Origin of the sequence: Pseudomonas sp. S34 (genome assembly GCF_009866745.1) — a bacterium.
In the GTDB taxonomy this organism is placed as follows: domain Bacteria; phylum Pseudomonadota; class Gammaproteobacteria; order Pseudomonadales; family Pseudomonadaceae; genus Aquipseudomonas; species Aquipseudomonas jessenii.
Map to the genome: position 1 here is coordinate 4,579,206 of NZ_CP019398.1, position 23,569 is coordinate 4,602,774.

Genomic DNA, 23,569 nt, shown 5'->3' on the forward strand with positions numbered 1-23,569 from the left:
ATTTAAAAGGCAGCCATGCTCAAGTGTTCAGCAATCGGGCCCAACGCCAGCGCCGGCAAGAAGGTCAAACCACCCACCAGCAAAATGGTCACGGTCAGCAGGGTCACGAACAGCGGGCCGTGGGTCGGGAAGCTGTTCTGGCCGATCGGTGCGGTTTTCTTCATCGCCAGGCTGCCGGCCAGGGCTAGGACCGGGAGGATGTAACCGAAACGACCGATCAACATGCCAAGCCCGAGCATCAGGTTGTGGTATTGGGTGTTGGCACCAAAGCCGCCGAACGCGGAGCCGTTGTTGGCACTGGCCGAGGTGTAGGCGTAGAGCAGTTGACTGAAACCGTGGGCGCCTGGATTGCTCACGGCAGCCACCGGGCCTGGCAGGCTGGCGGCGATCGCGCCGAGCACCAGTACGCCAATCGGCATGACCATCAGGGTCACCACCAGCAATTGCACCTCTTTGGCCTGCAGTTTCTTGCCGAGGTATTCCGGAGTACGGCCAATCATCAGGCCGGCGAGAAACACCGCGATCAGCACGTTGAGCAACATGCCGTAGAGCCCGGCACCGACGCCGCCGAAAATCACTTCACCGACCATCATGTTGACCATCGCCACCATGCCGCTGAGTGGGTTGAGGCTGTCGTGCATGCCGTTCACCGAACCGTTGGACGCGGCTGTGGTGGTCACCGACCACAACACGGTGGCGGTGGTACCGAAGCGAGCCTCCTTGCCTTCCAGCGGCGCAGTCTGTTCGACGGCGACGTTGTTCAGGGCCGGGTTCGGTTGGTATTCAGCCCACAGCGAGGTCGCGCCGCCGATCAGGAACAGCGCCAGCATGCAGGCGATGATTGCGCGACTCTGACGCAGGTCCTTCACGTAGTGGCCGAAGGTAAACACCAGCGCCACCGGGATCAGGATGATCGATGCCAACTCGAACAGGTTGGACCAGGCGGTCGGGTTCTCGAACGGATGCGCCGAGTTCACGCCGAAGAAACCGCCACCGTTGGTGCCCAATTGCTTGATCGCAATCTGGCTGGCGGCCGGGCCCAGCGGGATCACTTGATCAACGCCCTGCACGGTCACCGCATTCACGTATTGCGCGAAGGTTTGCGGCACGCCCTGCCAGACCAGATACAGCGCCAGCAGCAGGCACAGCGGCAACAGGCCGTAGAGGGTGGCGCGGGTCATGTCGACCCAGAAGTTGCCAAGCGATGCCGTGGATCTGCGACCGATGCCGCGGCACAGCGCAACCAAAACTGCCAGGCCGGTGGCGGCACTGACGAAGTTCTGCACGGTAAGGCCGACCATCTGGCTCAGATAGCTCAAGGACGCCTCGCCGCTGTAGGCCTGCCAGTTAGTGTTGGTCATGAAACTGACGGCGGTGTTGAACGCCAGCGTCCACTCCTGGCCCGGCAGGTTTTGCGGGTTCAGCGGCAAGTGGTCCTGGAACAACAGAATCGCGAACAGCAGCAGGAAACCCGCGAGGTTGAACGCAAGCAGCGCCAGCGTGTACTTCTGCCAGCTCTGTTCGGTCTGCGGATCGACGCCGGCCAGACGATAACAACCGCGTTCGACCGGGCCGAGAATCGGCGTCAGCCAGGTGCGCTGTCCTTCCATCACCTTGTAGTAGAAGCGCCCGAGAAACGGTGCCGGGACCAATACCACCACGAAAAACGCGAGGATCAGCCAATAATCATGACTGTGCATAGCCGCTCCTAGTTCCGGTCCGCGCGCAACAGCGCAACCAACAGATAAATGAACAGCCCCGCTGCCAACAGCAGTGACACCCCGTCCAGAACGCTCATGGAAATTCTCCGTGTTACGGCGTATTGCCGCGTGTGGAGTCATTGTCGGAAAGGAGGCTGTAAAGGAACGAGACCGAGGGTGCGCGCGGGGCATAAAGAAAGCGTAAAGAGTGGGTTGGTGGCTTCGTTACGGCAATAACACCTATTGCGCGAATGACCAATCAAACTCGACATGCTGGATGAGTTTCCAAACCTGCCACTCGCTTCGGTGTGCACTTTGAGCAAGAATGTCGGTTTTTGACGCCTACAACTGGAGAATCCCCCCATGAATGTAATCACCACCGACCTGCCCGGTGTTCTGATCATCGAGCCGAAGGTATTTGGTGATGAACGAGGTTTCTTTTATGAGAGCTTCAATGCCAAGGCTTTTGAAGATGCGACTGGCCTGAACACCAAATTCGTTCAGGACAATCATTCGCGCTCGCAAAAAGGCGTATTGCGTGGCCTGCACTACCAACTGGAAAACACCCAAGGCAAATTGGTTCGTGTAACCGTTGGTGAAGTACTCGACGTTGCCGTGGATATCCGCCGAAGCTCGCCGCATTTCGGCAAATGGGTTGCTGTGCGCCTGTCCGCCGAGAACCATCGTCAGCTTTGGGTTCCGGAAGGTTTCGCCCATGGTTTCGTGGTGTTGAGTGATTTCGCCGAGTTTCTCTACAAAACTACCGACTACTACACCCCGTCAGCCGAACGCAGCATCCGTTGGAATGACCCGGACCTGGCTATCGAATGGCAATTGAGCGAAGCACCTCAACTGTCGGCAAAGGACCAGGCGGCGGCGTACTTCAAGGAGGCTGAGGTTTTTTCCTGAAGCCGGGCATTTGCGCCTGTCAGGCTCGGTAATGATATCGCCGTCATCTTGAGCAGGCTCGCTCCCCCCAAGGGACCGTTGTCGTCTGCGCAAACCCTTTCCATGATGGGAGCGAGCCTGCTCGCGAAGGCGGCACAACAGACAGCAACGCCCTCAACTGACTCACAAAAAGCATACTTCTGCCAGGAAACACCCCCAGATACGACACGTTTTTACCCTTTACGACTGCCATCACAACACTGGCACGCCCACTGCACACGCCCTCCTCCCGAGCATTCCAAACCGTTCAGGGAGCAACGGCATGAACACACAACTCAAACCCACACTCGGCACGTTGCACCTGTGGGGCATTGCCGTCGGGCTAGTGATTTCCGGTGAGTATTTCGGCTGGAGTTACGGCTGGGGCGTCGCGGGCACATTGGGTTTTCTGGTGACCTCGTTTATGGTCGCCACCATGTACACCTGCTTCATCTTCAGCTTCACCGAACTGACCACGGCGATTCCCCATGCCGGCGGTCCCTTTGCCTACAGTCGCCGCGCGTTTGGCGAAAAAGGCGGGCTGATCGCCGGGTTGGCGACACTGATCGAATTCGTCTTCGCGCCGCCAGCGATTGCTCTGGCGATTGGTGCTTACTTGAACGTGCAGTTTCCCGCTCTCGATCCAAAACACGCAGCGGTCGGTGCCTACATAGTGTTCATGGGCCTGAACATTCTCGGGGTGAAACTCGCAGCGACGTTCGAATTGGTAGTTTGCGTACTGGCAGTGGCCGAACTGTTGGTGTTCATGGGCGTGGTTGCACCAGCGTTCAGCTTCAGCAACTTCGCATTGAATGGCTGGGCCGGCTCCGATGTATTCGGTGCCCCGGCGATTGCCGGGATGTTCGCGGCCATTCCGTTCGCCATCTGGTTCTTCCTCGCCATCGAAGGGGCCGCCATGGCCGCCGAAGAAGCCAAGGACCCGAAACGGACGATTCCCAAAGCATACATCAGCGGGATTCTGACCCTGGTATTGCTGGCCATGGGCGTGATGTTCTTTGCCGGCGGCGTGGGCGACTGGCGCACCCTGTCGAACATCAACGACCCATTGCCCCAAGCGATGAAAACCGTGGTCGGCGAAAGCTCCAGGTGGTTGCACATGCTGGTGTGGATCGGCCTGTTCGGCCTAGTGGCCAGTTTCCACGGGATTATTCTCGGCTACTCACGGCAGTTCTTCGCGCTGGCCCGGGCCGGTTATCTGCCGGCCTCCCTGGCCAAACTGTCGCGCTTCCAGACGCCGCACCGGGCAATCATCGTTGGCGGTGTGATCGGTATCGCGGCGATTTACAGTGACGGCTTGATCAACCTCGGCGGTATGACGTTGACAGCGGCAATGATCACCATAGCGGTGTTCGGCGCCATCGTGATGTACATCATGAGCATGCTCAGCCTGTTCAAACTGCGTAAAACCGAACCGAACCTGGAGCGTACGTTCCGTGCGCCATGCTATCCGCTGGTGCCGATGATCGCGTTGCTGCTGGCAGTGGTCTGCCTGGTGGCGATGGCCTGGTTCAACACCTTGATCGGGCTGATCTTCCTCGGCTTCATGGCAGTGGGTTTCGTGTACTTTCTGCTGACCGCGCAGTTGCGCGCGGATGCGCCGGCGGACGCAATGTTGACCGGGCTATAAACAGCTCAGGTACGTTTGGGCTATCAGGCATAGAATGGAACCACTGCGAAAATCCATCGCTCAAAGTGGTATGCACGATCGATTGGCGAACTCCGTCAATCGGCGTGCCCTCAAGGAGAGCCCTATGCCCTGGTATGCCTGGTTGATTCTGGTCGTTGCAATCGGCTCGATCGTTGGTGGTCTGATGCTGCTGCGCGACACCGCCAACAAGGTCGAACTGACCGAAGAGCAACGTAAGCGCGTCGCCGAACGCAATGCGGAAATGGACGCCAAGGAAGCGCGGGACCGCTGACTGAAAACCCCGCCTTGACCGGCGGGGTTTGTTTTTGCGCGAAAGCGCCTGGAATCATGCCGCTTTGTACCCATATCGAAGCATCTGCATGCTTTTTAGAAGTAGAAGTACAGTCACCATGCAATTTTCATTGGTTAATATGGGCCGCATTGATGCGGAGATATCAGATGCGTTACTCGCAGGACCATAAAGCCCAGACCCACCAACGCATAATCAAGGAAGCTTCAGCACGATTTCGACGCGACGGTATCGGCGCGACCGGGCTGCAACCCCTGATGAAAGCTCTGGGCTTGACCCACGGTGGCTTTTACTCGCACTTCAAGTCCAAGGACGAACTGGTAGAGAAAGCCTTGCAGGAGGCTGGTGTACAAGTCGATGAATTGTGCGCGCAAATCTTCGCCGAGGAGCAACCACTCGAAGCTTTCATCAACACCTACCTGTCCGAATGGCATCAAACCTCGCCTCACGAAGGTTGCCCGCTGCTGACCATTTCCTCGGAACTGGGGCTGCGTGGTCAGCCGAGTCCAACCAGCGACGTCGTGCTCCAGGCGCGACTCGATCAGATCCAGCACACCCTTGGCGGCGAGCACACCGCCGACCGCAGCATCGTCATCATGTCCACGCTGGTCGGTGCCTTGCTGTTATCGCGCAGCGTGGCCGACGCCGAGTTTGCCCAACGGATTCTCGACGTCGCACGCGAACACCTCAAACACTCACAGGATTAACCCTGCCAACGCTTGAACAGCACACTGGCATTGACCCCGCCAAATCCGAAACCGTTGGACAACGCATATTCGATGGCCATCGGCCGTGCGGCGCCATGAACGATGTCCACACCTTCAGTGGCAGGGTCCGGGCTCTCGAAATTGAGGGTCGCCGGCACAATCTGGTCGCGGATCGCCAGCAGCGTAAAGATCGCTTCGAGCCCACCCGCGGCTCCGAGCAAATGCCCGGTCGCCGATTTGGTTGATGTCACAGCGATGCCATTTTGCGCACCGAACAATGCCTTGATCGCCGCCAGCTCACCCAGATCCCCCACCGGAGTCGAGGTTGCATGAGCATTCAGATGCTGAACCTGAGCCGGTGACACACCTGCCTGTGCCAATGCCAACGACATCGCTCGCCGCGCACCGCTGCCGTCCTCGGGGCCGGCGGTCAGGTGAAAGGCATCGGCGCTGGTGCCGTAGCCGACCAGCTCCGCCAGGGGCTGGGCGCCCCGGGCCAGTGCATGGTCCAGAGACTCGATGACCAGCAGCCCGGCCCCTTCTCCCATGACAAAGCCGTCGCGACCACTGTCGAAAGGTCGTGAGGCGCGCTCGGGTGTGTCGTTGTAAGCACTGGACAAGGCGCGAGCAGCCGCAAACCCGGCAAGGCTGACCCGATCGATCGCCGCTTCCGCTCCGCCGCACACCGCGATATCCGCCTCGCCCGCGCGAATCAGCCGCGCTGCGTCGCCAATTGCCTGAACCCCGGCGGCGCATGCCGTGACCGGCGCGCCCAATGGTCCCTTGAAGCCATGCTGGATCGACACATGACCAGCCGCCAGGTTGACCAGAAATGAAGGGATAGTGAATGGAGACAGACGTCTCGGACCACGACTATCGGTGGTGCGCACCGCGTCGGCAATCGCGCCGAACCCGCCCACACCTGAGCCGATGATGGTAGCCGTACGCTCCTGGGCCTTGGCGTCTAGCGCTTGCCAGCCGGCTTGCTCCAGTGCCTGACGCGCCGCTTCCATGGCGAACAGAATAAAGCGGTCCATCTTCTTCTGTTCCTTGGGCGGGGTTGCCCGGTCCGGATCAAACCCCGCCTCCGGATCATCAGCGAGCGTAGGCACGGCACCACCGACCGTGGCCGGCAGATCGGCAACCACCTCCTGCGGCAGATTGCGCAGCCCGGAACGCCCGGCCAGCAGCCGCTCCCAGACCGCTTCGACACCGCTTCCCAGAGGCGACACCAGGCCCATACCTGTTACAACCACGCGACAATCACTCATACCACACATACCTCAAGCCGGTTGATGGCGCTTACCGATAACGGGTAGCGGCTTTGCTTTTGGAAAGGTTAGGCGCCATCACAAGACGCGCCGCCACAAAGGCATCCCAATCGCCCGCATCCGGTAACGAAGGAATGGTGATCAGCTCACCCTGGTCCAGACCCGACAACGCCGCATCGACCATCTCGCCCGCCTCCATCACCATGTCCGCAGGAATCTGTGACGCATCGATACCGGAGCGCTCCCAGATCTCGGTGCGGGTCACACCGGGCAAGACCGCCTGGATCTTCACACCGGTGCCATCCAGCTCGGCGCTCAACGATTGAGTCAAGCTCAATACATAGGCCTTGCTGGCGCTGTACGTTGCGTTGAAACGCTCGGGAAACAACGCCACCACCGATGCAATATTGATGATCGTGCCGCGCCCGGCCTTGGTAAAACTGGCTGCAGCCGCCGCGGCCAATCGCGTGACAGCCGTGATGTTCAACTGAATCATTCGCTCCAGTTGATCGGTATCGGCATTGGCCAATAGCCCGTCCGCCGCGACGCCAGCGTTATTGAGCAACAAACTGATACTCGAATCGCTGCGTAACCGCTGTTCGAGCTGCAGTACGTCTTGTTTTTGGGTCAGATCCGCCTTCAACACTTCGACCTTGATCCCATGCTCCGAGCGCAGTGTGCTCGCCGCCGCCTCCAGTCGCTGCTCGTCGCGAGCCACCAGCAACAAATCAAAACCACGGGCTGCCAACCGCTCAGCGTAAACCGCCCCGATACCGGAAGAAGCACCGGTGACGAGGGCCGTACCTTGTGACTGAACCGAACTCATGAATGCGCTCCTGAAGGATGCCGAGGGACGCCTGACGCCAAAGCAATCCGGCGCAAGCGGTTTTTATTATAGGCATAATTCAAGCTCAATATGATAGTCGTAATTTTCCCCGGGGAACGGTTGGTTCTCGTCAGTGCTCCGACCAGAATGAGAGTAGACCCAGAATAAACGCATAACTGCGCCGGACCTCTGCGATGGTATGAACGGTATTGCGAACCGACCAGTAAATTGTGGGGTGGGTGTAAGCCGCTCGCTGTACGGTCACGATGGCGACGACGTATTGGTTGGAGGAAACGGTAGCGACTTCATTGTCGCAGGCACCGACAACGATCTGTTGATTGGCAGAAATGGGCGGGACATCTTCGTATTCAATGCAGGCTCAGGCTCGGACACCCTCCCGGCATAAGTCTCGCTACAGAAAAAGGCCGATCAATGATCGGCCTTTGTCGTTCACTCACACCCTCAGTTCACCTCGATCCTGTCCCGGTTTCCATCCAGAATCGCTTTGCCGATTCCCTTCACTTCCAGCAATTCGTCAACTGACGCAAATGCGCCATTACTTTCACGATAAGCAACAATCGCCTTGGCTTTTGCCTCGCCCACTCCAGCCAACTCACGTTGCAGCGTAGGTGCATCAGCACTATTCAGATCGACTTTGCCGGTTTGCGCCTTGGCGGCCACATCCCGCACCAGAGGCGGACTCATCACCTCAGTTGCGTTACCAGGCGCGGCGTTTGCCGTAAGAGAGATGCTGCTGAGAAGGGCGAAAACCAGAGAGTAGAAACTGCTTGTACGCATTAGAGAAGCTCCATGCCATCGTTTGAGAAAGCAGCTTTTCCGAAGCTGCTCTCCAAACGTAGGCTATGCCATGGGACTGTCAAAAATGTGTACGTTACTGGATATGAAACAATCATGGTTCGAGGCGGCGCTGCTGGTAGATCCAGTCGACAATCTCACCGTCCGGGGTGTAGCCGCTGACAGTGTCGCGCAACAGCTGGCGGACGCGCGCATAGTCGTCCTGATCCACCGCGGCAAGCAACTCGGTCAGCTTGACCTTCAGCACATCCCAGGACAGGTGGTCCTCGTTGGCTGTCATGATCATCGGGTGCCGAGTGGCCGCCACGTTGTCACCGATCAGAAGTTCCTCGTAAAGCTTCTCACCCGGACGCAGTCCGGTGAACTCGATAGCGATGTCGCCATGCGGGTTTTTTTCCGAGCGCACGCTCAGACCGGACAAATGGATCATCTTCTCGGCCAGCTCGACGATCCTCACCGGCTCGCCCATGTCCAGGACAAAAACATCGCCGCCCTGCCCCATGGAGCCCGCCTGAATCACCAACTGCGCCGCTTCAGGGATGGTCATGAAGTATCGAGTGATCTTCGGATGCGTGACAGTCAGCGGACCGCCCGACTTGATCTGTTTGTGAAACAACGGAATGACCGAACCCGACGATCCCAGGACATTACCAAACCGCACCATCGTGAACCGCGTTTTGTTCACGCGCGAAACTTTGCTCGTATCACCGAACAACACTGGAGCCAACTCACGACTCAGCGCTTGCAACGTCAACTCGGCAAGGCGTTTGGTGCTACCCATGACATTGGTCGGTCGCACGGCCTTGTCCGTCGAAATCAGGACGAAGTTGGCCACTCCTGCCTGAAGGGCGGCCTGGGCCGTATTAAGCGTGCCTATCACATTATTGAGCACACCTTCGGCGATGTTGTGTTCGACCATGGGGACATGCTTGTAGGCGGCGGCGTGATACACCGTGTCTACTCGCCAGGTTTTCATGACATCCAGCAACTTGTCCTGATTGCGAACCGACCCGAGAATCGGCAAAAGGCGGATGGACAGCGACTCTCGAGCGACTCGCTGCTCCAGCTCGGACAAGATGGAATAAAGATTGAATTCACTGTGTTCAAACAGTAGAAGCGTTGTCGGGCGCAGCGCCAGAATCTGTCGGCAAAGCTCGGAGCCAATGGAGCCCCCGGCGCCCGTAACCAACACGGACTGCCCCGTGATGCAATGTTCGAGCAAGTCAGCCTGGGCCGGGACTGCGTCACGCCCAAGCAGGTCGGCAATGTCTACTTCCTGGATATCGTCGACCTTGACCCGGCCGCTGGCCAGGTCCATGAAACCCGGGACACTCCGTACGTGCAACGGGAAGCCTTCGAGAAACCCGAGAATCTCGCGACGGCGTCCACGGTTGGACGATGGAATGGCGAGGAGAATTTCCTGCGCGCCCGTGTTGTCGATCATCTCCTGAATATGCTTGGGCTTGTACACCTGCAATCCGGAGATCACCCTGTCGGCAATCCCGCTATCGTCATCGATAAACGCCACCGGACGCATGGCGCGCCCCATCCGCAAGGCAGCAACCAGCTGGTTACCGGCTGCCCCCGCACCGTAAATGGCGACTTTCGGCAAGCCATCGTCCCGATTGGTAAACGGGACATGCTGGGCCGCACTGAACCAGTCGCCCAGGAAGTACTGACGCATGGCCAGGCGAAGCCCGCCGATCATGATCAGACTCAACCACCAGTAGTTGAAAATGATGGAGCGTGGGACGACGTTTTGGTGATTGCTGTACCAATAAACAACTACACCAAGAATCAGCGACGACAAGCTGACCGCCTTGATGATCGCGATCAACGCATCGTTGCCGAAGTAGCGCATGACTGCGCGATACATGCCAAATCGGATGAACAACGGGATTGCAACTACCGGGGCACTGAAAAAAAGCCAAGAATGGGCTATCAGTGGATTGACCATATCATCAATGCCGAGGCGAACCAGAAAAGCCAACCACAACGCTGCCCACACGAGAACGACGTCGGCTGTAACCTGAATGAGCCGTTTTTGACGGCGTGACAGCTCAAGCAACAGTTTGCGCAATTTATCCATAACCCCGTCGTACACCTCGAACCGCTCCCCATGACCTTGCTTGATCAGTGTACATCCCCAGACGCACTGGCTATCTCAAATAATCACAAATCAGCTATTGAGGGCCTGGTTTTTTCGATTTCACCCGCGTGAAACTTGATCGCCAGAATCACGAGAGGGAGGTAGGCGACTATCAGACCCAGCCCCCCATCCACTCCAAAGGAAGTCACGCAAACCGCAACGGGTAGCAACCAGCCGACATTGATCGCTCCGACAGCAAGAGTGACTGGCAAATGCTTGCGATACCGGCGTGACGCAAACTGATAGGCGTGGCTACGATGAGCCTCATAAATTTTGTCACCGCGAACCAGGCGACGAATCAAGGTAAAGGTTGCGTCTACAACAAACACCCCCAACAGGATCAGCCAGGCCCAGAGCAACTGCGGTGCAATCCAGGCAGCCTGAATCGAGATGACACCGAGCACCATGCCGATGAATCCGCTTCCAGCGTCTCCCATGAAGATGCGTGCAGGGGGAAAATTCCAGAACAGAAATCCTCCAACCGCCATCGCCAACAGTCCAGGAACCCACATCTGGCTTTCGAATCCATTCAGCCAATAAAGCAGGCAAGCACCCAGGCACGCCGAAATCGCTTCAACACTGGCTATACCATCGATTCCGTCCATGAAATTGTAAAGATTGAGCATCCAGACAAGATAGACCGCCGCCAGGATGCATCCCAGCCAACCAAGATCCATAGCCCATCCAAACAAGGTAATCGGAGGCAAACCTCCCAGACAGAACAAGGCCCAGGCGGCCGCACAGAAATGGCCTAACAAGCGCCAACGTGCTGCTATATGACCGTGATCATCTATAAAGCCGATAATTGCGATCAGCCCCCCCGCCCCCCCGATAGCGATCAACAGTGGCATGGTTGCCAACTGCGCCAATGCCAGAAATGGCAGCGCCAACAAAAATGCGATGACGATGGCGACACCGCCGCCCCTGGGAGTGGGTACCGAATGGGAACTGCGAGCATTGGGGACGTCGACAATACTTCGCGCTAATGCATAACGACGTAATACAGCTGTCAATATTAAGGAAACAACCGCTACCGCAGGAATTAACCACCAATAGATCATTGTTATTTACTTTCTTGAAAATATTGTGCTGTAGCCTTCAGTGCGTCATCTGCCGAGACCGGAGGTGCCCACCCCAGCAATGAGCGAGTTTTGCTGATGTCTACCTGCAAGGATCCGCATAACCGGTTTGACAGGGCTTTCCTTCCGAGCAATGTTGCGACACCGCGCAGGACGCTGGCGGGTATTGGTACAAGCCGAGCTGTACGCCCAAGGGCAAGCGCTATCTTACGCAGCAATTGAGTGGTGGAAAGATCCTCGCCATCACTGACCAGAAAGGTCTGATTAGCGGCCGCCGGATGACTGATACAGGTGACAATCAAATCCACCAGATTGTCCAATGCTACGAGACTGCGGCTGTTGTGAATTGCCCCAAATGGCAGGGGAATACCTTTATCGAGCCATCGCATCATGCTTTGAAAGTTAGCCTTGACCCCGGGGCCGTAAACCAACACTGGCCTTATGATCACGACCTCCATTCCGGTCTCCACGGCCAATTCGCGCAGCTGCTCTTCGGCTTCCATCTTGGATACTCCATAGGGATCCGCCGGGGCTGGCGTGTCCTCGGGAGAATACGTGATACCCAAATCGGTACTTTCGCCGTTCACCTTGATGGAGCTGATGAATACGAAGCGTCGGACGCCTGCAGACGCAGCCTGACGCGCGAGATTCACTGTACCTTCAACATTGACTCGCCTGAATGCCGCCAAGGGATCGGTTTCGGTATCATTCATCACATGAACGCGAGCCGCGGCATGTATGACAACGTCTACGCCGGTGAGACCGTTTTTCCAGGACGTAGCACCATCGATACTGTCAACGTGAATCGTCGTGACTTTATTCTGAAGTAATTGCGACCCATTACGCAGCGCGGCAATGACAGTGTAGTTTCTTGCGATCAGACACCTTAGCGTCGCGCCACCAACAAACCCTGTTGCACCGGTTAAAAATACAGTCTTCGACATTATTGGGTGGTCCTTCGCAATGTAGCAATGCGAAACAACTCTTCCAAACGGCCCATAAGTGCAGGCTTGGAAAAGTGGTTCAAATAGTAGGACCGACCGGCACGCCCCATAGTTTCACGTTGAGCAGGGGATTTGGTAGCCAACTCCAGAGTAATTCGCACAAGTCCCTGGATATCACCTGAGGGGCAGGAAAATCCTCCGCCAGACTCTTCGATTACCCGTGCAGCCTCCCCATTGATCATACCCAGGATCGGCTTGCTCGAAGCCATATAAGCCTGGACCTTCCCGGGAATCGTTTTCTCGAATACATCATTGGTTTTCAATGAAACCAGCAACGCATCGGCACAAGCAAACACCCCTGGCATCTCGCTCAGAGGGTGTCGTCCCAGCAGCAATACATTGCTCAAGTTTCTTGTCGTTACTTGTTCATTCAACCATTTGCTTATACGCCCATCCCCCACGATCACCCAACGCACGGCCACTTTGTTCTTCAATGCTTCTGCGGCCTCCAGGATCGCGGGGAAATCCTGCGCATCGCCTAAATTTCCTGCAAAAACAATGGTGAAGACCGAGTCATCTCGCTCTAGCAAATTTGAAGTGAGTGGAGTGGACGCTGAAAAGTCATCCTCAGCCCAACTTGGGAAATAAATCAAACGCTCTGGAGGGATTTCCTTGGTGCAATATTGTTTTACGTTGTCGGCAAAACCTTTGGATTGTAAAAGTAAATAATCAGCACGATTGTAGATTGCACTGACCATACGTCCGACCAAAGCCAACAAGGCAGGCTGACGGAGTACCCCTACAGCCCTCAGAGTTTCCGGCCAAAGATCAAGGACCCAGACAAATACTGGGACCTTTTTTATCCGCCCTAACACAACTGCGGGAATGGCAGCCATAATAGGAGAAACTGCATATACGAAAACCGCATCAAACTTTTCATTTCGCAGCTTGAAAGCGCCGAGTGTGGAAGCGCTAAGAAAAAAAGAAACGTAATTGAATATCAGGCTGATACTGCGCTTTCCACGCGAAACTAATGGAACTCTAACTATGCGCGCGCCGAAGTAGTTTTTGAAACGCTCAGGACTGGCACTAAATTCCGAATAAACCGAACCCTCAGGGTAATTTGGCCATCCGGTCAACACACTGACCTCATGACCATTTTCCGAGAAGGCACGAACCAGGTCATTGATACGCATATTCTCCGGCCAAAAATACTGTGTAACTATCAGGATCTTTAATTTATTTTCATTCATTCCTGCAGCTCAACTCAGCATTTATCCGTTTATACAATCAAGCTATTGCAAACAACCCCAATTATTTTATCAGCAATATTCGGCATACGGTACTCAGCGACAGTAGCCCTCACGCAACGTCGGAGCTCCATGGCAACGATTTGAGAAAGCTGTTTTCCCCACGTTGCCCCCTGCCTCAAGTTAGACGATATGTGGATCCTGTCAAAAATATGTCAGTTTTGGAATGTGAAACAATCATGGTTCGAGGCGGCGCTGCTGGTAGATCCAGTCGACAATCTCACCGTCCGGGGTGTAGCCGCTGACAGTGTCGCGCAACAGCTGGCGGACGCGCGCATAGTCGTCCTGATCCACCGCGGCAAGCAACTCAGTCAGTTTGACCTTCAGCACATCCCAGGACAGGTGGTCCTCGTTGGCTGTCATGATCATCGGGTGCCGAGTGGCCGCCACGTTGTCACCGATCAGAAGTTCCTCGTAAAGCTTCTCACCCGGACGCAGTCCGGTGAACTCGATAGCGATGTCGCCATGCGGGTTTTTTTCCGAGCGCACGCTCAGACCGGACAAATGGATCATCTTCTCGGCCAGCTCGACGATCCTCACCGGCTCGCCCATGTCCAGGACAAAAACATCGCCGCCCTGCCCCATGGAGCCCGCCTGAATCACCAACTGCGCCGCTTCAGGGATGGTCATGAAGTATCGAGTGATCTTCGGATGCGTGACAGTCAGCGGACCGCCCGACTTGATCTGTTTGTGAAACAACGGAATGACCGAACCCGACGATCCCAGGACATTACCAAACCGCACCATCGTGAACCGCGTTTTGTTCACGCGCGAAACTTTGCTCGTATCACCGAACAACACTGGAGCCAACTCACGACTCAGCGCTTGCAACGTCAACTCGGCAAGGCGTTTGGTGCTACCCATGACATTGGTCGGTCGCACGGCCTTGTCCGTCGAAATCAGGACGAAGTTGGCCACTCCTGCCTGAAGGGCGGCCTGGGCCGTATTAAGCGTGCCTATCACATTATTGAGCACACCTTCGGCGATGTTGTGTTCGACCATGGGGACATGCTTGTAGGCGGCGGCGTGATACACCGTGTCTACTCGCCAGGTTTTCATGACATCCAGCAACTTGTCCTGATTGCGAACCGACCCGAGAATCGGCAAAAGGCGGATGGACAGCGACTCTCGAGCGACTCGCTGCTCCAGCTCGGACAAGATGGAATAAAGATTGAATTCACTGTGTTCAAACAGTAGAAGCGTTGTCGGGCGCAGCGCCAGAATCTGTCGGCAAAGCTCGGAGCCAATGGAGCCCCCGGCGCCCGTAACCAACACGGACTGCCCCGTGATGCAATGTTCGAGCAAGTCAGCCTGGGCCGGGACTGCGTCACGCCCAAGCAGGTCGGCAATGTCTACTTCCTGGATATCGTCGACCTTGACCCGGCCGCTGGCCAGGTCCATGAAACCCGGGACACTCCGTACGTGCAACGGGAAGCCTTCGAGAAACCCGAGAATCTCGCGACGGCGTCCACGGTTGGACGATGGAATGGCGAGGAGAATTTCCTGCGCGCCCGTGTTGTCGATCATCTCCTGAATATGCTTGGGCTTGTACACCTGCAATCCGGAGATCACCCTGTCGGCAATCCCGCCATCGTCATCGATAAACGCCACCGGACGCATGGCGCGCCCCATCCGCAAGGCAGCAACCAGCTGGTTACCGGCTGCCCCCGCACCGTAAATGGCGACTTTCGGCAAGCCATCGTCCCGATTGGTAAACGGGACATGCTGGGCCGCACTGAACCAGTCGCCCAGGAAGTACTGACGCATGGCCAGGCGAAGCCCGCCGATCATGATCAGACTCAACCACCAGTAGTTGAAAATGATGGAGCGTGGGACGACGTTTTGGTGATTGCTGTACCAATAAACAACTACACCAAGAATCAGCGACGACAAGCTGACCGCCTTGATGATCGCGATCAACGCATCGTTGCCGAAGTAGCGCATAACCGCACGGTACATGCCAAAGCGAATGAAAAGAGGAATAGCAATCACAGGAGCGCTAATAAATAGCCAGACATGCTGAATAAACGGGTTGACCATCTCGTCTGGTCCCAGACGCACAATAAACGCCATCCATAAGGCTACCCACACAAGAACGACGTCGGCCACAACCTGAATGAGCCGTTTTTGACGGCGTGGCAGTTCAAGCAACAGTTTGCGCATTTTATCCATAACCCCGTCGTACACCTCGAACCACTCCCCTATTGATCATGCTGACGAGTGTACGTCTCCGACGCTCTCGTAACTTTGAAATAACCAGTCTGGTTCAAAACATTGAAACCGGTAGCGCCAAAAGGGAGCTAAATCACCAGCACGGGGCGCGTGCAAGGAATGCAGGCCTCGACCGATACTACCGGCAAGAGCTGAAAACCGTGAGGAAAAGGGGATCAGATATTGCAAATATCAGGCGGTTTTTCGCCACCCCCTTTTCCCCACCAACAAGAACCGACTCGCACCAAAAGGAAATTGTGAGGCTCCAAACAGATCTAAGGCTTCACCGCTTGCTGCATAACGCTGCGAATCACCTTGCAGGTCTTTTCGATTTCGGCTTCAGTCAACGTCGGGTGTACCAAGAACATCAAGCTTGTCTCACCCAGCTCTTTCGCAATAGATAGTCGTTCTTCTGGACGCCAGCCCGTATCGTCGAACGCTTTCTCGAGGTACACCTCAGAGCAAGAACCCGAAAAGCAAGGAACGCCCAGAGCAGAAATCTCGGACAGAATACGGTCTCGGTTCCAGTCAGCCTTCAACTGCTGCTGCTCTACGAACACATAACATTTATAGGCAGCGTGAGCATAGTTTTCGGAAACCACTGGAACACGCAAACCTTTAAGCTCACGAGCCTGCGACCAAATACGTTCCGCATAATTGATTCGGCTAGCACGCCACTGCGCCATGCGACGAAGCTGAATCCGGCCTATGACCGCTTGCACTTCCAGCATCCGCCAGTTCGTACCAAAGCTCTCATGCAACCACCGGAAGCCTGGTTGATGGTCTCGTTCGTAAATGGCTTCCCAGCTCTTGCCATGATCCTTGAATGCCCACATTTTCAACCAGAGGGTGCGGTCATTCGTCGTGACCATCCCACCCTCCCCCCCAGTGGTCATGATTTTGTCCTGGCAAAACGACCAGGCGCCTATATGACCAATGGAGCCTACGGGGCGTCCCTTATACTTCGCACCATGTGCCTGGGCGCAATCTTCGATTACCTTGACATCATGAAGTGCTGCCAACTCCATGATCGGATCCATATCACACGGCCAGCCAGCCAAATGCACACAGATAATACCCCGGGTACGAGGGGTTAAGACGGCCTGGATTGTCTGTGCGGTAATGTTCTGGGTATCGCGGTCGACCTCGGCGAAGACCGGAATCGCACCGGCATTGACAATGCTGGAAACTGAGGCGAGGAAGGTGCGAGGCGTGACGATGACTTCGTCTCCACGCCCAATACCCAGCGCAACCAGTGCAAGGTCAAGTGCTACAGTGCCGTTCGCCAGGGCGACGGCATATTCAGTGCCTGCCCATGTGGCGAACTCTTTCTCAAACTCGCGGCATTCCTGCCCGGTCCAGTAGTTGACCTTATTGGAAAGCACTACGTCGCGAGCGGCATCGGCCTCCTCCTCAGAGAACGAAGGCCAAGGAGAAAATGGGGTATTCAACACGGTTTTTACCTGTCAACCATAATTAATAAAGAACTGCCGATGATACAGGACAGCCAATCAGTCACGTGTATCCGATGGTTAAACACTCAGGATCTTGCAATCGCTCGAGCGGGCACTCCTGCGACCGTCATGTTATCAGAGATATCGCAGATCACCGCGGCTCCGGCCCCCACCATCACGTTAGAACCTATGCTGAGCACCTGCCTGACACAGGCACCGATACCAATCCAGCTTCCGTCGCCGACGGTTACTGCACCAGCCAGCCGCGCACCTGGACTGACATGCACGCACACCCCAAGAAAACAGTCGTGATCAACGCTGCAGCCGGTGTTCAGAATTGACCCTTCACCCACGATCGCATAGGCATTGACTACTGCTGATGCAAACACGACGGTTCCGGCCCCGATCTTAGCGTATCGGCTTATGATCGAAGAAGGGTGCATCAAAACAGGAAGTTGTGCACCTGAGGCCTTCAGTTCGTCCATTTTACGTCGACGGACACTATTGTTGCCAATAGCAACCAGAACTCCATCAAACTCCCCTACACGGCTGAGCAAGTCGCCGGTGTTACCAACGACCGGCCAAAACCCGACGGAAGACACTTGTGGCCATGCGTCATCAAAGAACTCTATGACTTGCCATCCACAACACTCCGCCGTGTCAGCGACAACTTTTCCATGTCCACTTGCGCCAAGAATTGCCAACCTCTTCATTTTTTTGACCCGGTGAACTTGGTCATTGTTACTTCACCCTCAGCGCTGATCCCATCTCTGATCAAAACTTTTTTGATAGTAAGAAAAATAATTTTCAGGTCGAGCCACAGCGACTGATTGTCTACGTACCAAACATCAAGTTTGAATTTTTCTTCCCAGGACAACGCATTTCGACCATTTATCTGTGCCCACCCGGTCACCCCGGGTCGCGCATCATGCCTGCGAACCTGCACTTCATCGTACAGAGGCAGATACTCCATCAATAGCGGGCGAGGCCCTACCAAACTCATATCTCCCTTGATGACGTTCCACAACTCCGGCAACTCATCCAAGCTGCTGGATCGAAGAAATCTGCCAAAATCTGTCATTCGCTCAGAATCAGGTAACGGATTACCGTCGGCGTCCAACGCATCCCGCATAGTGCGAAACTTAACCATCTCAAAGGGTTTACCACCGAGACCCGGTCTGACTTGTCGAAACAAAATCGGAGATCCCAATCGCTTGCGAATCAGGTATGCGACAATCGCGATCACGGGAGACAAGACAATCAACCCGGCTACGGAAGCTACAATATCGAAGAAGCGTTTTGACATCGGAGATCCTTGAAAGACAAATTATTGGTGGGGAAAAGCGTTGGAGTTCATTTCGACAAACGCTTGAAGTGCTCACCAAAACGCTTGACACCGACATGCAAGGACAGCTCTCTGTGATAGAACGCCAATCCGTTTTCAGCCATGTCCTTATTCCCTTGTACCGAGACATCTATCAAAGCCAGGACCGCGTCCGCAAGAGCCTGCGGATTGTCTGACTCGCTGACAACTCCACAACCAGCGTCGCGCACAAGATCGGCAGCATCACCGTCTACCGCCATCAAGATCGGCTTACCGGCCGCCATATACGCCTGGGTTTTAGAAGGAATAGTGATGGTGAACAACGGATCCTTCTTCAAATGTACAAGCAAGGCATCGGCGCTAGACAGATAGGCTCCCACCTCAGACATCGGAACAGCAGGTAGGAAGAATACATTGTCGAGCTGTCTGCTTTTCGAAAGTGCTTCCAGCCTGGAAGCCTCAACTCCCCCGCCTAGGAAGATAAACGCTACTTGACTGGCTTTTTCCTGCAACAACTGCGCAGCTGCAATGACTGTATCAAGCGACTGCGCCTTGCCCATATTCCCAGCGAACAGAATTCGAAACTTCGAAGTCACTGGAAAATTGGCCGGTGGATTACTCGAAGTGGAACGAACCATATCTTCGGCACACCAGTTGTAGATGACATCGATTTTTTGCGAAGGCACTCCCCGCTCGATCAATAGATGCTTGAAACCAGGAGACAATACGACAATCTGGTCTACGTGACCGTATACCCAATCGCAGACGCGAGAGACAATTTTCAAGAGCTTTTCGTTGGAAAACATCCCTGTGGCCTTGAGCGTGTCAGGCCACATATCCTGAATATCGTATACCACGGGCACACGCCGAAAAAAACGAACGAGTGCAGCCGCAATACCTACCGTCAATGGAGGATGGTAGGCATAAATGACATCCGGTTTTTTCGCTCGAAAAAGGCCATACAGCAAAATACTGGCTGCAAAGCTGATGTAGTTAAAAAGTCGGCCGACACCACTCTGCCCATGGCTTGGGTAGAGTGGTACACGCGTCACATGGACGCCGTCGATGACTTCGCGCTGCAAGGGTTTGATCCTATAGCCAGGATACAATTTACCACCGGGATAGTTTGGAAACCCGGTGACAACCTCGACTTCAAAACCCTGTGCAACTAACTCACGAGCAAAAACCAGCCCTTTGAACGTTGGCTCAGGATCAAACCACTGAGTGAACAGTAAAACACGAGTGGCCATTCGTATTAGTACCTTCTCCAAACGGTCCGCAGGACATAATCACGATAGCTATGAATGATTCGAACCACTTTCTCAGCCACGTTAGGCATGCTGTAGTCAGCTACAAGTCGCAGCGTACGCTCTTCGTCACGATCCTGCCCTTCCAGCACTTGCAAGCCCTGCATCACCCGCTCGACCTCGAGACCAACCATCATTACCGCGGCCTCTTCCATACCCTCTGGACGCTCATGAGCTTCCCGAATATTCAATGCAGGGAAGTTAAGAATGGAAGATTCTTCGTTGATCGTACCGCTGTCAGAAAGGACTGCCTTGGAATCAAGCTGCAACTTGTTGTAGTCCTTGAACCCCAACGGTTTGAGCAAGCGAACATTTTCATGGAACTTCACACCCATGGCGTCAACCCGCTTCTGGGTACGTGGGTGGGTTGAAACAATAACGGGATAGCCATAATGCTCGGCGACCGTATTCAGAACCTCGACGAGCTTGCCGAAGTTTTTATCGGAATCGATATTCTCTTCGCGGTGTGCGCTAACGACGAAAAACTTACCCTTCTCCAGACCGAGACGAGCAAGGACATCCGACGCATCGATGCCTTCACGGTAATAATTGAGCACTTCAAACATCGGGCTACCGGTCTTGATTACCATGTCAGGCGAAAGGCCTTCGCGCAGCAAGTAATCACGAGCGATCGTACTGTAAGTCAGATTGATATCCGCAGTATGATCGACAATACGACGATTGATTTCTTCGGGAACACGCATGTCGAAACAGCGATTACCAGCTTCCATATGGAAGGTTGGGATCTTGCGGCGCTTGGCAGGAATGACTGCCATGCAGCTATTTGTGTCTCCCAAGACCAACAGAGCCTCTGGTTCAATCTCGGCCAGGACGCGGTCCACACTAATAATCACGTTACCGATAGTTTCGGCGCCAGTGGCACCCGCAGCGTTAAGAAAATAATCAGGCTTGCGAATCCCTAAGTCCTGAAAGAAAATTTCATTCAGTTCGTAATCGTAATTCTGCCCAGTATGAACAAGTACATGATCACAATACTGATCCAGAGCAGCCATTACGCGTGACAGACGAATGATTTCCGGACGGGTTCCCACTACGGTTACGACTTTTAATTTTTTCATAATTTTAAACGTCACATTTCAAAAAGTGGTAGATAAATAATTAACACTAGCCAGTGCTTTCATCATCAGCCAGCACGATAAAAGCGGTTAACTCGTCGGCAACCCTGTGTAACCTTTACTTTTGTCAAAACTGCTGACCAAGCCTGACAAAGGACTGCGCGATCACTGGACATGATGACACATTTGAGTCCAATTCTTTGAGTATCGTCGGCGCACCATCCAAAAACGACCATTTTAGCATCGCGCCACGACCCCGACACCAGCACGTCGTCAGTAGACAGCACCCTAGGCTCTGCACGAAAAGTAATACCGTAAACACCGCATGGCACAAGCCAGTGAAACCATCGCCGCATTACTTTTCGCGAGCTTGTCGAAGCGCGTCATGATGCGGCGATGTTCCTTCAGCCATCCAAACATGCACTCGATGATGTTGCGCTGCCGGTACTTGGGGCGATCAAACAGTCTTGGCAAGCCCGGCCAAGGCTTGCGCTTCATGCGGCGTAGCGGGATTACCGACTGCATCCGGTAACGAGCGGCGTAGGGCGTCGACGTCATAGCCCTTGTCGGCCAGCAACCATCGGCAGCACTCACGGGGAAGACTGCGCAGAACTGGAATGTAAGCCTCATCCAGCAGCGGTTGGGCATAAGCGATATCACTTGCTTGCCCACCTGATAATAGAAAGCGCAGCGGCACGCCACTGGCATCGCACAACATGTGAATCTTGGTCGTCAGGCCGCCCCGACTGCGCCCGAGTGCATGGACTTGTGGTTCTTCAGGCCCCCTTTTTCCCGGCGCCTGATGCGGCTCGGGTTGCACGAACGGCAGTGGAGTCGATCATCCTGGTTTCCAAGTCGATCAGGCCTTGCTCGTTCAACCGAATGTGAAGTCGTTTTAGCATCTGATCGAAAGTCCCGCGATTACGTCAGTCGAGAAAGCGTTGATACACCGTTGACCACGGGCCGAAGCGCTCGGGCATGTCACGCCAGGCGGCTCCTGAACAGAGCACCCATAGCATGCCATTGAGCATCAGCCGATCATCTGTGCCCGTGGGCGTCCGTTGCGGCGGGGTTCACTGAAGATGTCTGCAACCAAATCCCAGACTGCGTCGGGAAGTTCGTACCGTTTAGCCATTGTGGGCTCCTGTCTTTGATGGACGCGGACTCTACTGATTCTGACGCTTGCGGGAGTCAAATGAGTTTCGGCGGATTTCGTACAGAGCCTAATCATGAAGACCCCATCTAGAACAAAAATGCAGAATTACATTGCTTCTCTGCCACTATCATTTGACATTCCGATCTATATGAGCATCGAGAGCCTCATAAAATCTTCGCTCTCCATCTCCACTATCGGTACCCAACGCTTGGGAAATCACATTTTGATATGGCACATATGAGATAAAAGCAGGATCCAACAAAAATTTCGCCAAAACCGATAACGAAATAAGCATAAGGACCAAGGTTTCCAACATAAACCCACGCCTTACAAAATTAAATGAAATATAAACAGCCTGAATTAAAACCGTGATAACTTGATATCTATTCCAAAAAACAGGTAAAAACCACATACCAACTTGAAGGGCAAGCAGTATAAGCGTACTCCACCTGGCAAGATTCAACAACAGTGATTCAAGTCGATCCCTAAACAAGCAAATCATAAAAAAACCATTTAACACCACATAAAACAAAGAACCGATAGATATACCAGACTGAACAGATTTTTCAGAATAAAATAACAACTTCTCAGAGAAAGGAATGTAAGCAAAGAGCCCCGAATCTAACAAATAATTAAAGCTCAAACCAAAAACAACGCCGGCCGACAAGATCAGAAAAGCCATGCGCGCTTTTAACTCAACCCCCGACAGTAGCAATAAAGGCATAAAAACAAGCGAAAAGGAATGAAAGCCCACAGACAAGCAAGTGTAAAATATAGACTTAAACCTATCCTTTTCAATCCAAAACAACACCGCAAGCAACACCAACGAAATCGAAAGCGAAAACCTTATCGTCGCCATATTTGTTGCCAAGTACGTCCAACAAAAACAAACAGCTCCAACACCAGAAAACCCTGCGTCAAAAAACCTACAAAACCTGTAAAGAATAAAGCCATTAAAAACAGACACCAAAAATAAAAACACCTGAAAGCTTACAACCTGACTACTTATAAATGTGACGGCCAAATATAGCGGCTCAAATGACGAATCATGAACAAATGCAAAAAAATCAGAAAACTCAATACTCTCGTAATCCTGCTTGTATATAAGCCAATCATTACCAGTCTCAAACCTGAGACCCGAAAATAAAACAAACAATAACAACGCACACAAATCCAGAGCCCGACTATCTCGACTATCCTGGCCCAAGCTTATAGACATAAGAAACAAAATCCACAACGCCAAGCTAACTGAAAAATATGCAATCACTTCACTCGCCCCGCCTTAAACTTAACAATAAACATCAAAAAAACAAAATAAAAAATAGAGCAATTAAACAAGCCAGATCATCAATTC

At 54.2% G+C, this 23,569-nt stretch carries 20 protein-coding genes and 1 pseudogene; 4 read left to right on the top strand and 17 right to left on the bottom strand.

Annotated features, from left to right (window positions below; genetic code table 11):
• Positions 1 to 2: 2 nt before the first annotated feature.
• Positions 3 to 1,700, bottom strand: a complete 1,698-nt coding sequence (gene kdpA / locus PspS34_RS20315; protein ID WP_159390294.1) for a potassium-transporting ATPase subunit KdpA — start codon at positions 1,698 to 1,700, stop codon at positions 3 to 5.
• A gap of 8 nt (positions 1,701 to 1,708) precedes the next feature.
• Positions 1,709 to 1,798, bottom strand: a complete 90-nt coding sequence (kdpF, locus tag PspS34_RS20320; protein WP_007963673.1) for a K(+)-transporting ATPase subunit F — start codon at positions 1,796 to 1,798, stop codon at positions 1,709 to 1,711.
• A 265-nt stretch (positions 1,799 to 2,063) separates the two neighbouring features.
• Between kdpF and rfbC the strand changes: the two genes are divergently transcribed.
• From rfbC to PspS34_RS20340, 4 genes are all read left to right on the top strand, one after another.
• A complete protein-coding gene (rfbC, locus tag PspS34_RS20325) occupies positions 2,064 to 2,609 on the top strand; it encodes a dTDP-4-dehydrorhamnose 3,5-epimerase (protein ID WP_008017830.1) in 546 nt (181 codons plus the stop codon).
• A gap of 301 nt (positions 2,610 to 2,910) precedes the next feature.
• Positions 2,911 to 4,275, top strand: coding sequence for an ethanolamine permease (gene eat, locus PspS34_RS20330; RefSeq protein WP_159390295.1), 1,365 nt, complete (start codon positions 2,911 to 2,913; stop codon positions 4,273 to 4,275).
• A 124-nt stretch (positions 4,276 to 4,399) separates the two neighbouring features.
• Complete coding sequence (locus tag PspS34_RS20335) at positions 4,400 to 4,567, top strand: DUF2897 family protein (RefSeq protein WP_159390296.1); 168 nt, start codon at positions 4,400 to 4,402, stop codon at positions 4,565 to 4,567.
• Positions 4,568 to 4,734: 167 nt separating this feature from the next.
• Positions 4,735 to 5,292 (top strand): TetR/AcrR family transcriptional regulator, encoded by a 558-nt coding sequence (locus tag PspS34_RS20340; protein WP_159390297.1) that lies wholly within the window; start codon positions 4,735 to 4,737, stop codon positions 5,290 to 5,292.
• On the opposite strand, the gene fabF is transcribed toward PspS34_RS20340, so the two are convergent.
• The 15 genes and pseudogenes from fabF to PspS34_RS20420 all read right to left on the bottom strand — a co-directional run bounded on the left by fabF (position 5,289) and on the right by PspS34_RS20420 (position 23,434).
• A complete protein-coding gene (gene fabF / locus PspS34_RS20345) occupies positions 5,289 to 6,563 on the bottom strand; it encodes a beta-ketoacyl-ACP synthase II (RefSeq protein ID WP_159390298.1) in 1,275 nt (424 codons plus the stop codon). The two genes, PspS34_RS20340 and fabF, sit on opposite strands and share 4 nt — an antisense overlap.
• A gap of 31 nt (positions 6,564 to 6,594) precedes the next feature.
• On the bottom strand, positions 6,595 to 7,389 hold the full coding sequence (locus PspS34_RS20350; RefSeq protein ID WP_159390299.1) for an SDR family oxidoreductase: 795 nt from the start codon (positions 7,387 to 7,389) through the stop codon (positions 6,595 to 6,597).
• 462 nt (positions 7,390 to 7,851) lie between these two features.
• Positions 7,852 to 8,187 carry a helix-hairpin-helix domain-containing protein gene (locus PspS34_RS20360; RefSeq protein ID WP_159390301.1) on the bottom strand — a complete coding sequence of 112 codons (336 nt, stop codon included), beginning with the start codon at positions 8,185 to 8,187 and terminating at the stop codon, positions 7,852 to 7,854.
• A 112-nt stretch (positions 8,188 to 8,299) separates the two neighbouring features.
• Positions 8,300 to 10,294 (bottom strand): nucleoside-diphosphate sugar epimerase/dehydratase, encoded by a 1,995-nt coding sequence (locus PspS34_RS20365; RefSeq protein WP_159390302.1) that lies wholly within the window; start codon positions 10,292 to 10,294, stop codon positions 8,300 to 8,302.
• Between the two features lie 83 nt (positions 10,295 to 10,377).
• The gene (locus PspS34_RS20370) at positions 10,378 to 11,415 is read right to left on the bottom strand and encodes a glycosyltransferase family 4 protein (protein WP_159390303.1); all 1,038 of its coding nucleotides are present in this window, start codon (positions 11,413 to 11,415) and stop codon (positions 10,378 to 10,380) included.
• Between the two features lie 2 nt (positions 11,416 to 11,417).
• The gene (locus PspS34_RS20375) at positions 11,418 to 12,377 is read right to left on the bottom strand and encodes an SDR family oxidoreductase (RefSeq protein ID WP_159390304.1); all 960 of its coding nucleotides are present in this window, start codon (positions 12,375 to 12,377) and stop codon (positions 11,418 to 11,420) included.
• The gene (locus PspS34_RS20380; RefSeq protein ID WP_159390305.1) at positions 12,377 to 13,630 is read right to left on the bottom strand and encodes a glycosyltransferase family 4 protein; all 1,254 of its coding nucleotides are present in this window, start codon (positions 13,628 to 13,630) and stop codon (positions 12,377 to 12,379) included. Before PspS34_RS20380 ends, PspS34_RS20375 begins: the two co-directional genes overlap by 1 nt.
• A gap of 234 nt (positions 13,631 to 13,864) precedes the next feature.
• Positions 13,865 to 15,859, bottom strand: coding sequence for a nucleoside-diphosphate sugar epimerase/dehydratase (locus PspS34_RS20385; RefSeq protein WP_159390306.1), 1,995 nt, complete (start codon positions 15,857 to 15,859; stop codon positions 13,865 to 13,867).
• A 314-nt stretch (positions 15,860 to 16,173) separates the two neighbouring features.
• Positions 16,174 to 17,352 (bottom strand): DegT/DnrJ/EryC1/StrS aminotransferase family protein, encoded by a 1,179-nt coding sequence (locus PspS34_RS20390; RefSeq protein WP_159390307.1) that lies wholly within the window; start codon positions 17,350 to 17,352, stop codon positions 16,174 to 16,176.
• Positions 17,353 to 17,438: 86 nt separating this feature from the next.
• Entirely contained in the window at positions 17,439 to 18,065 is a 627-nt protein-coding gene (locus PspS34_RS20395) for an acetyltransferase (protein ID WP_159390308.1), read from the bottom strand.
• On the bottom strand, positions 18,062 to 18,658 hold the full coding sequence (locus tag PspS34_RS20400) for a sugar transferase (protein ID WP_159390309.1): 597 nt from the start codon (positions 18,656 to 18,658) through the stop codon (positions 18,062 to 18,064). Before PspS34_RS20400 ends, PspS34_RS20395 begins: the two co-directional genes overlap by 4 nt.
• A gap of 47 nt (positions 18,659 to 18,705) precedes the next feature.
• Complete coding sequence (locus PspS34_RS20405; RefSeq protein ID WP_159390310.1) at positions 18,706 to 19,926, bottom strand: glycosyltransferase family 4 protein; 1,221 nt, start codon at positions 19,924 to 19,926, stop codon at positions 18,706 to 18,708.
• Between the two features lie 5 nt (positions 19,927 to 19,931).
• Entirely contained in the window at positions 19,932 to 21,062 is a 1,131-nt protein-coding gene (gene wecB, locus PspS34_RS20410; RefSeq protein ID WP_159390311.1) for a UDP-N-acetylglucosamine 2-epimerase (non-hydrolyzing), read from the bottom strand.
• A 285-nt stretch (positions 21,063 to 21,347) separates the two neighbouring features.
• Positions 21,348 to 22,194, bottom strand: a pseudogene (locus PspS34_RS20415) (IS5 family transposase).
• Positions 22,195 to 22,342: 148 nt separating this feature from the next.
• Positions 22,343 to 23,434, bottom strand: coding sequence for an EpsG family protein (locus PspS34_RS20420; RefSeq protein WP_159390312.1), 1,092 nt, complete (start codon positions 23,432 to 23,434; stop codon positions 22,343 to 22,345).
• Positions 23,435 to 23,569 lie beyond the last annotated feature (135 nt).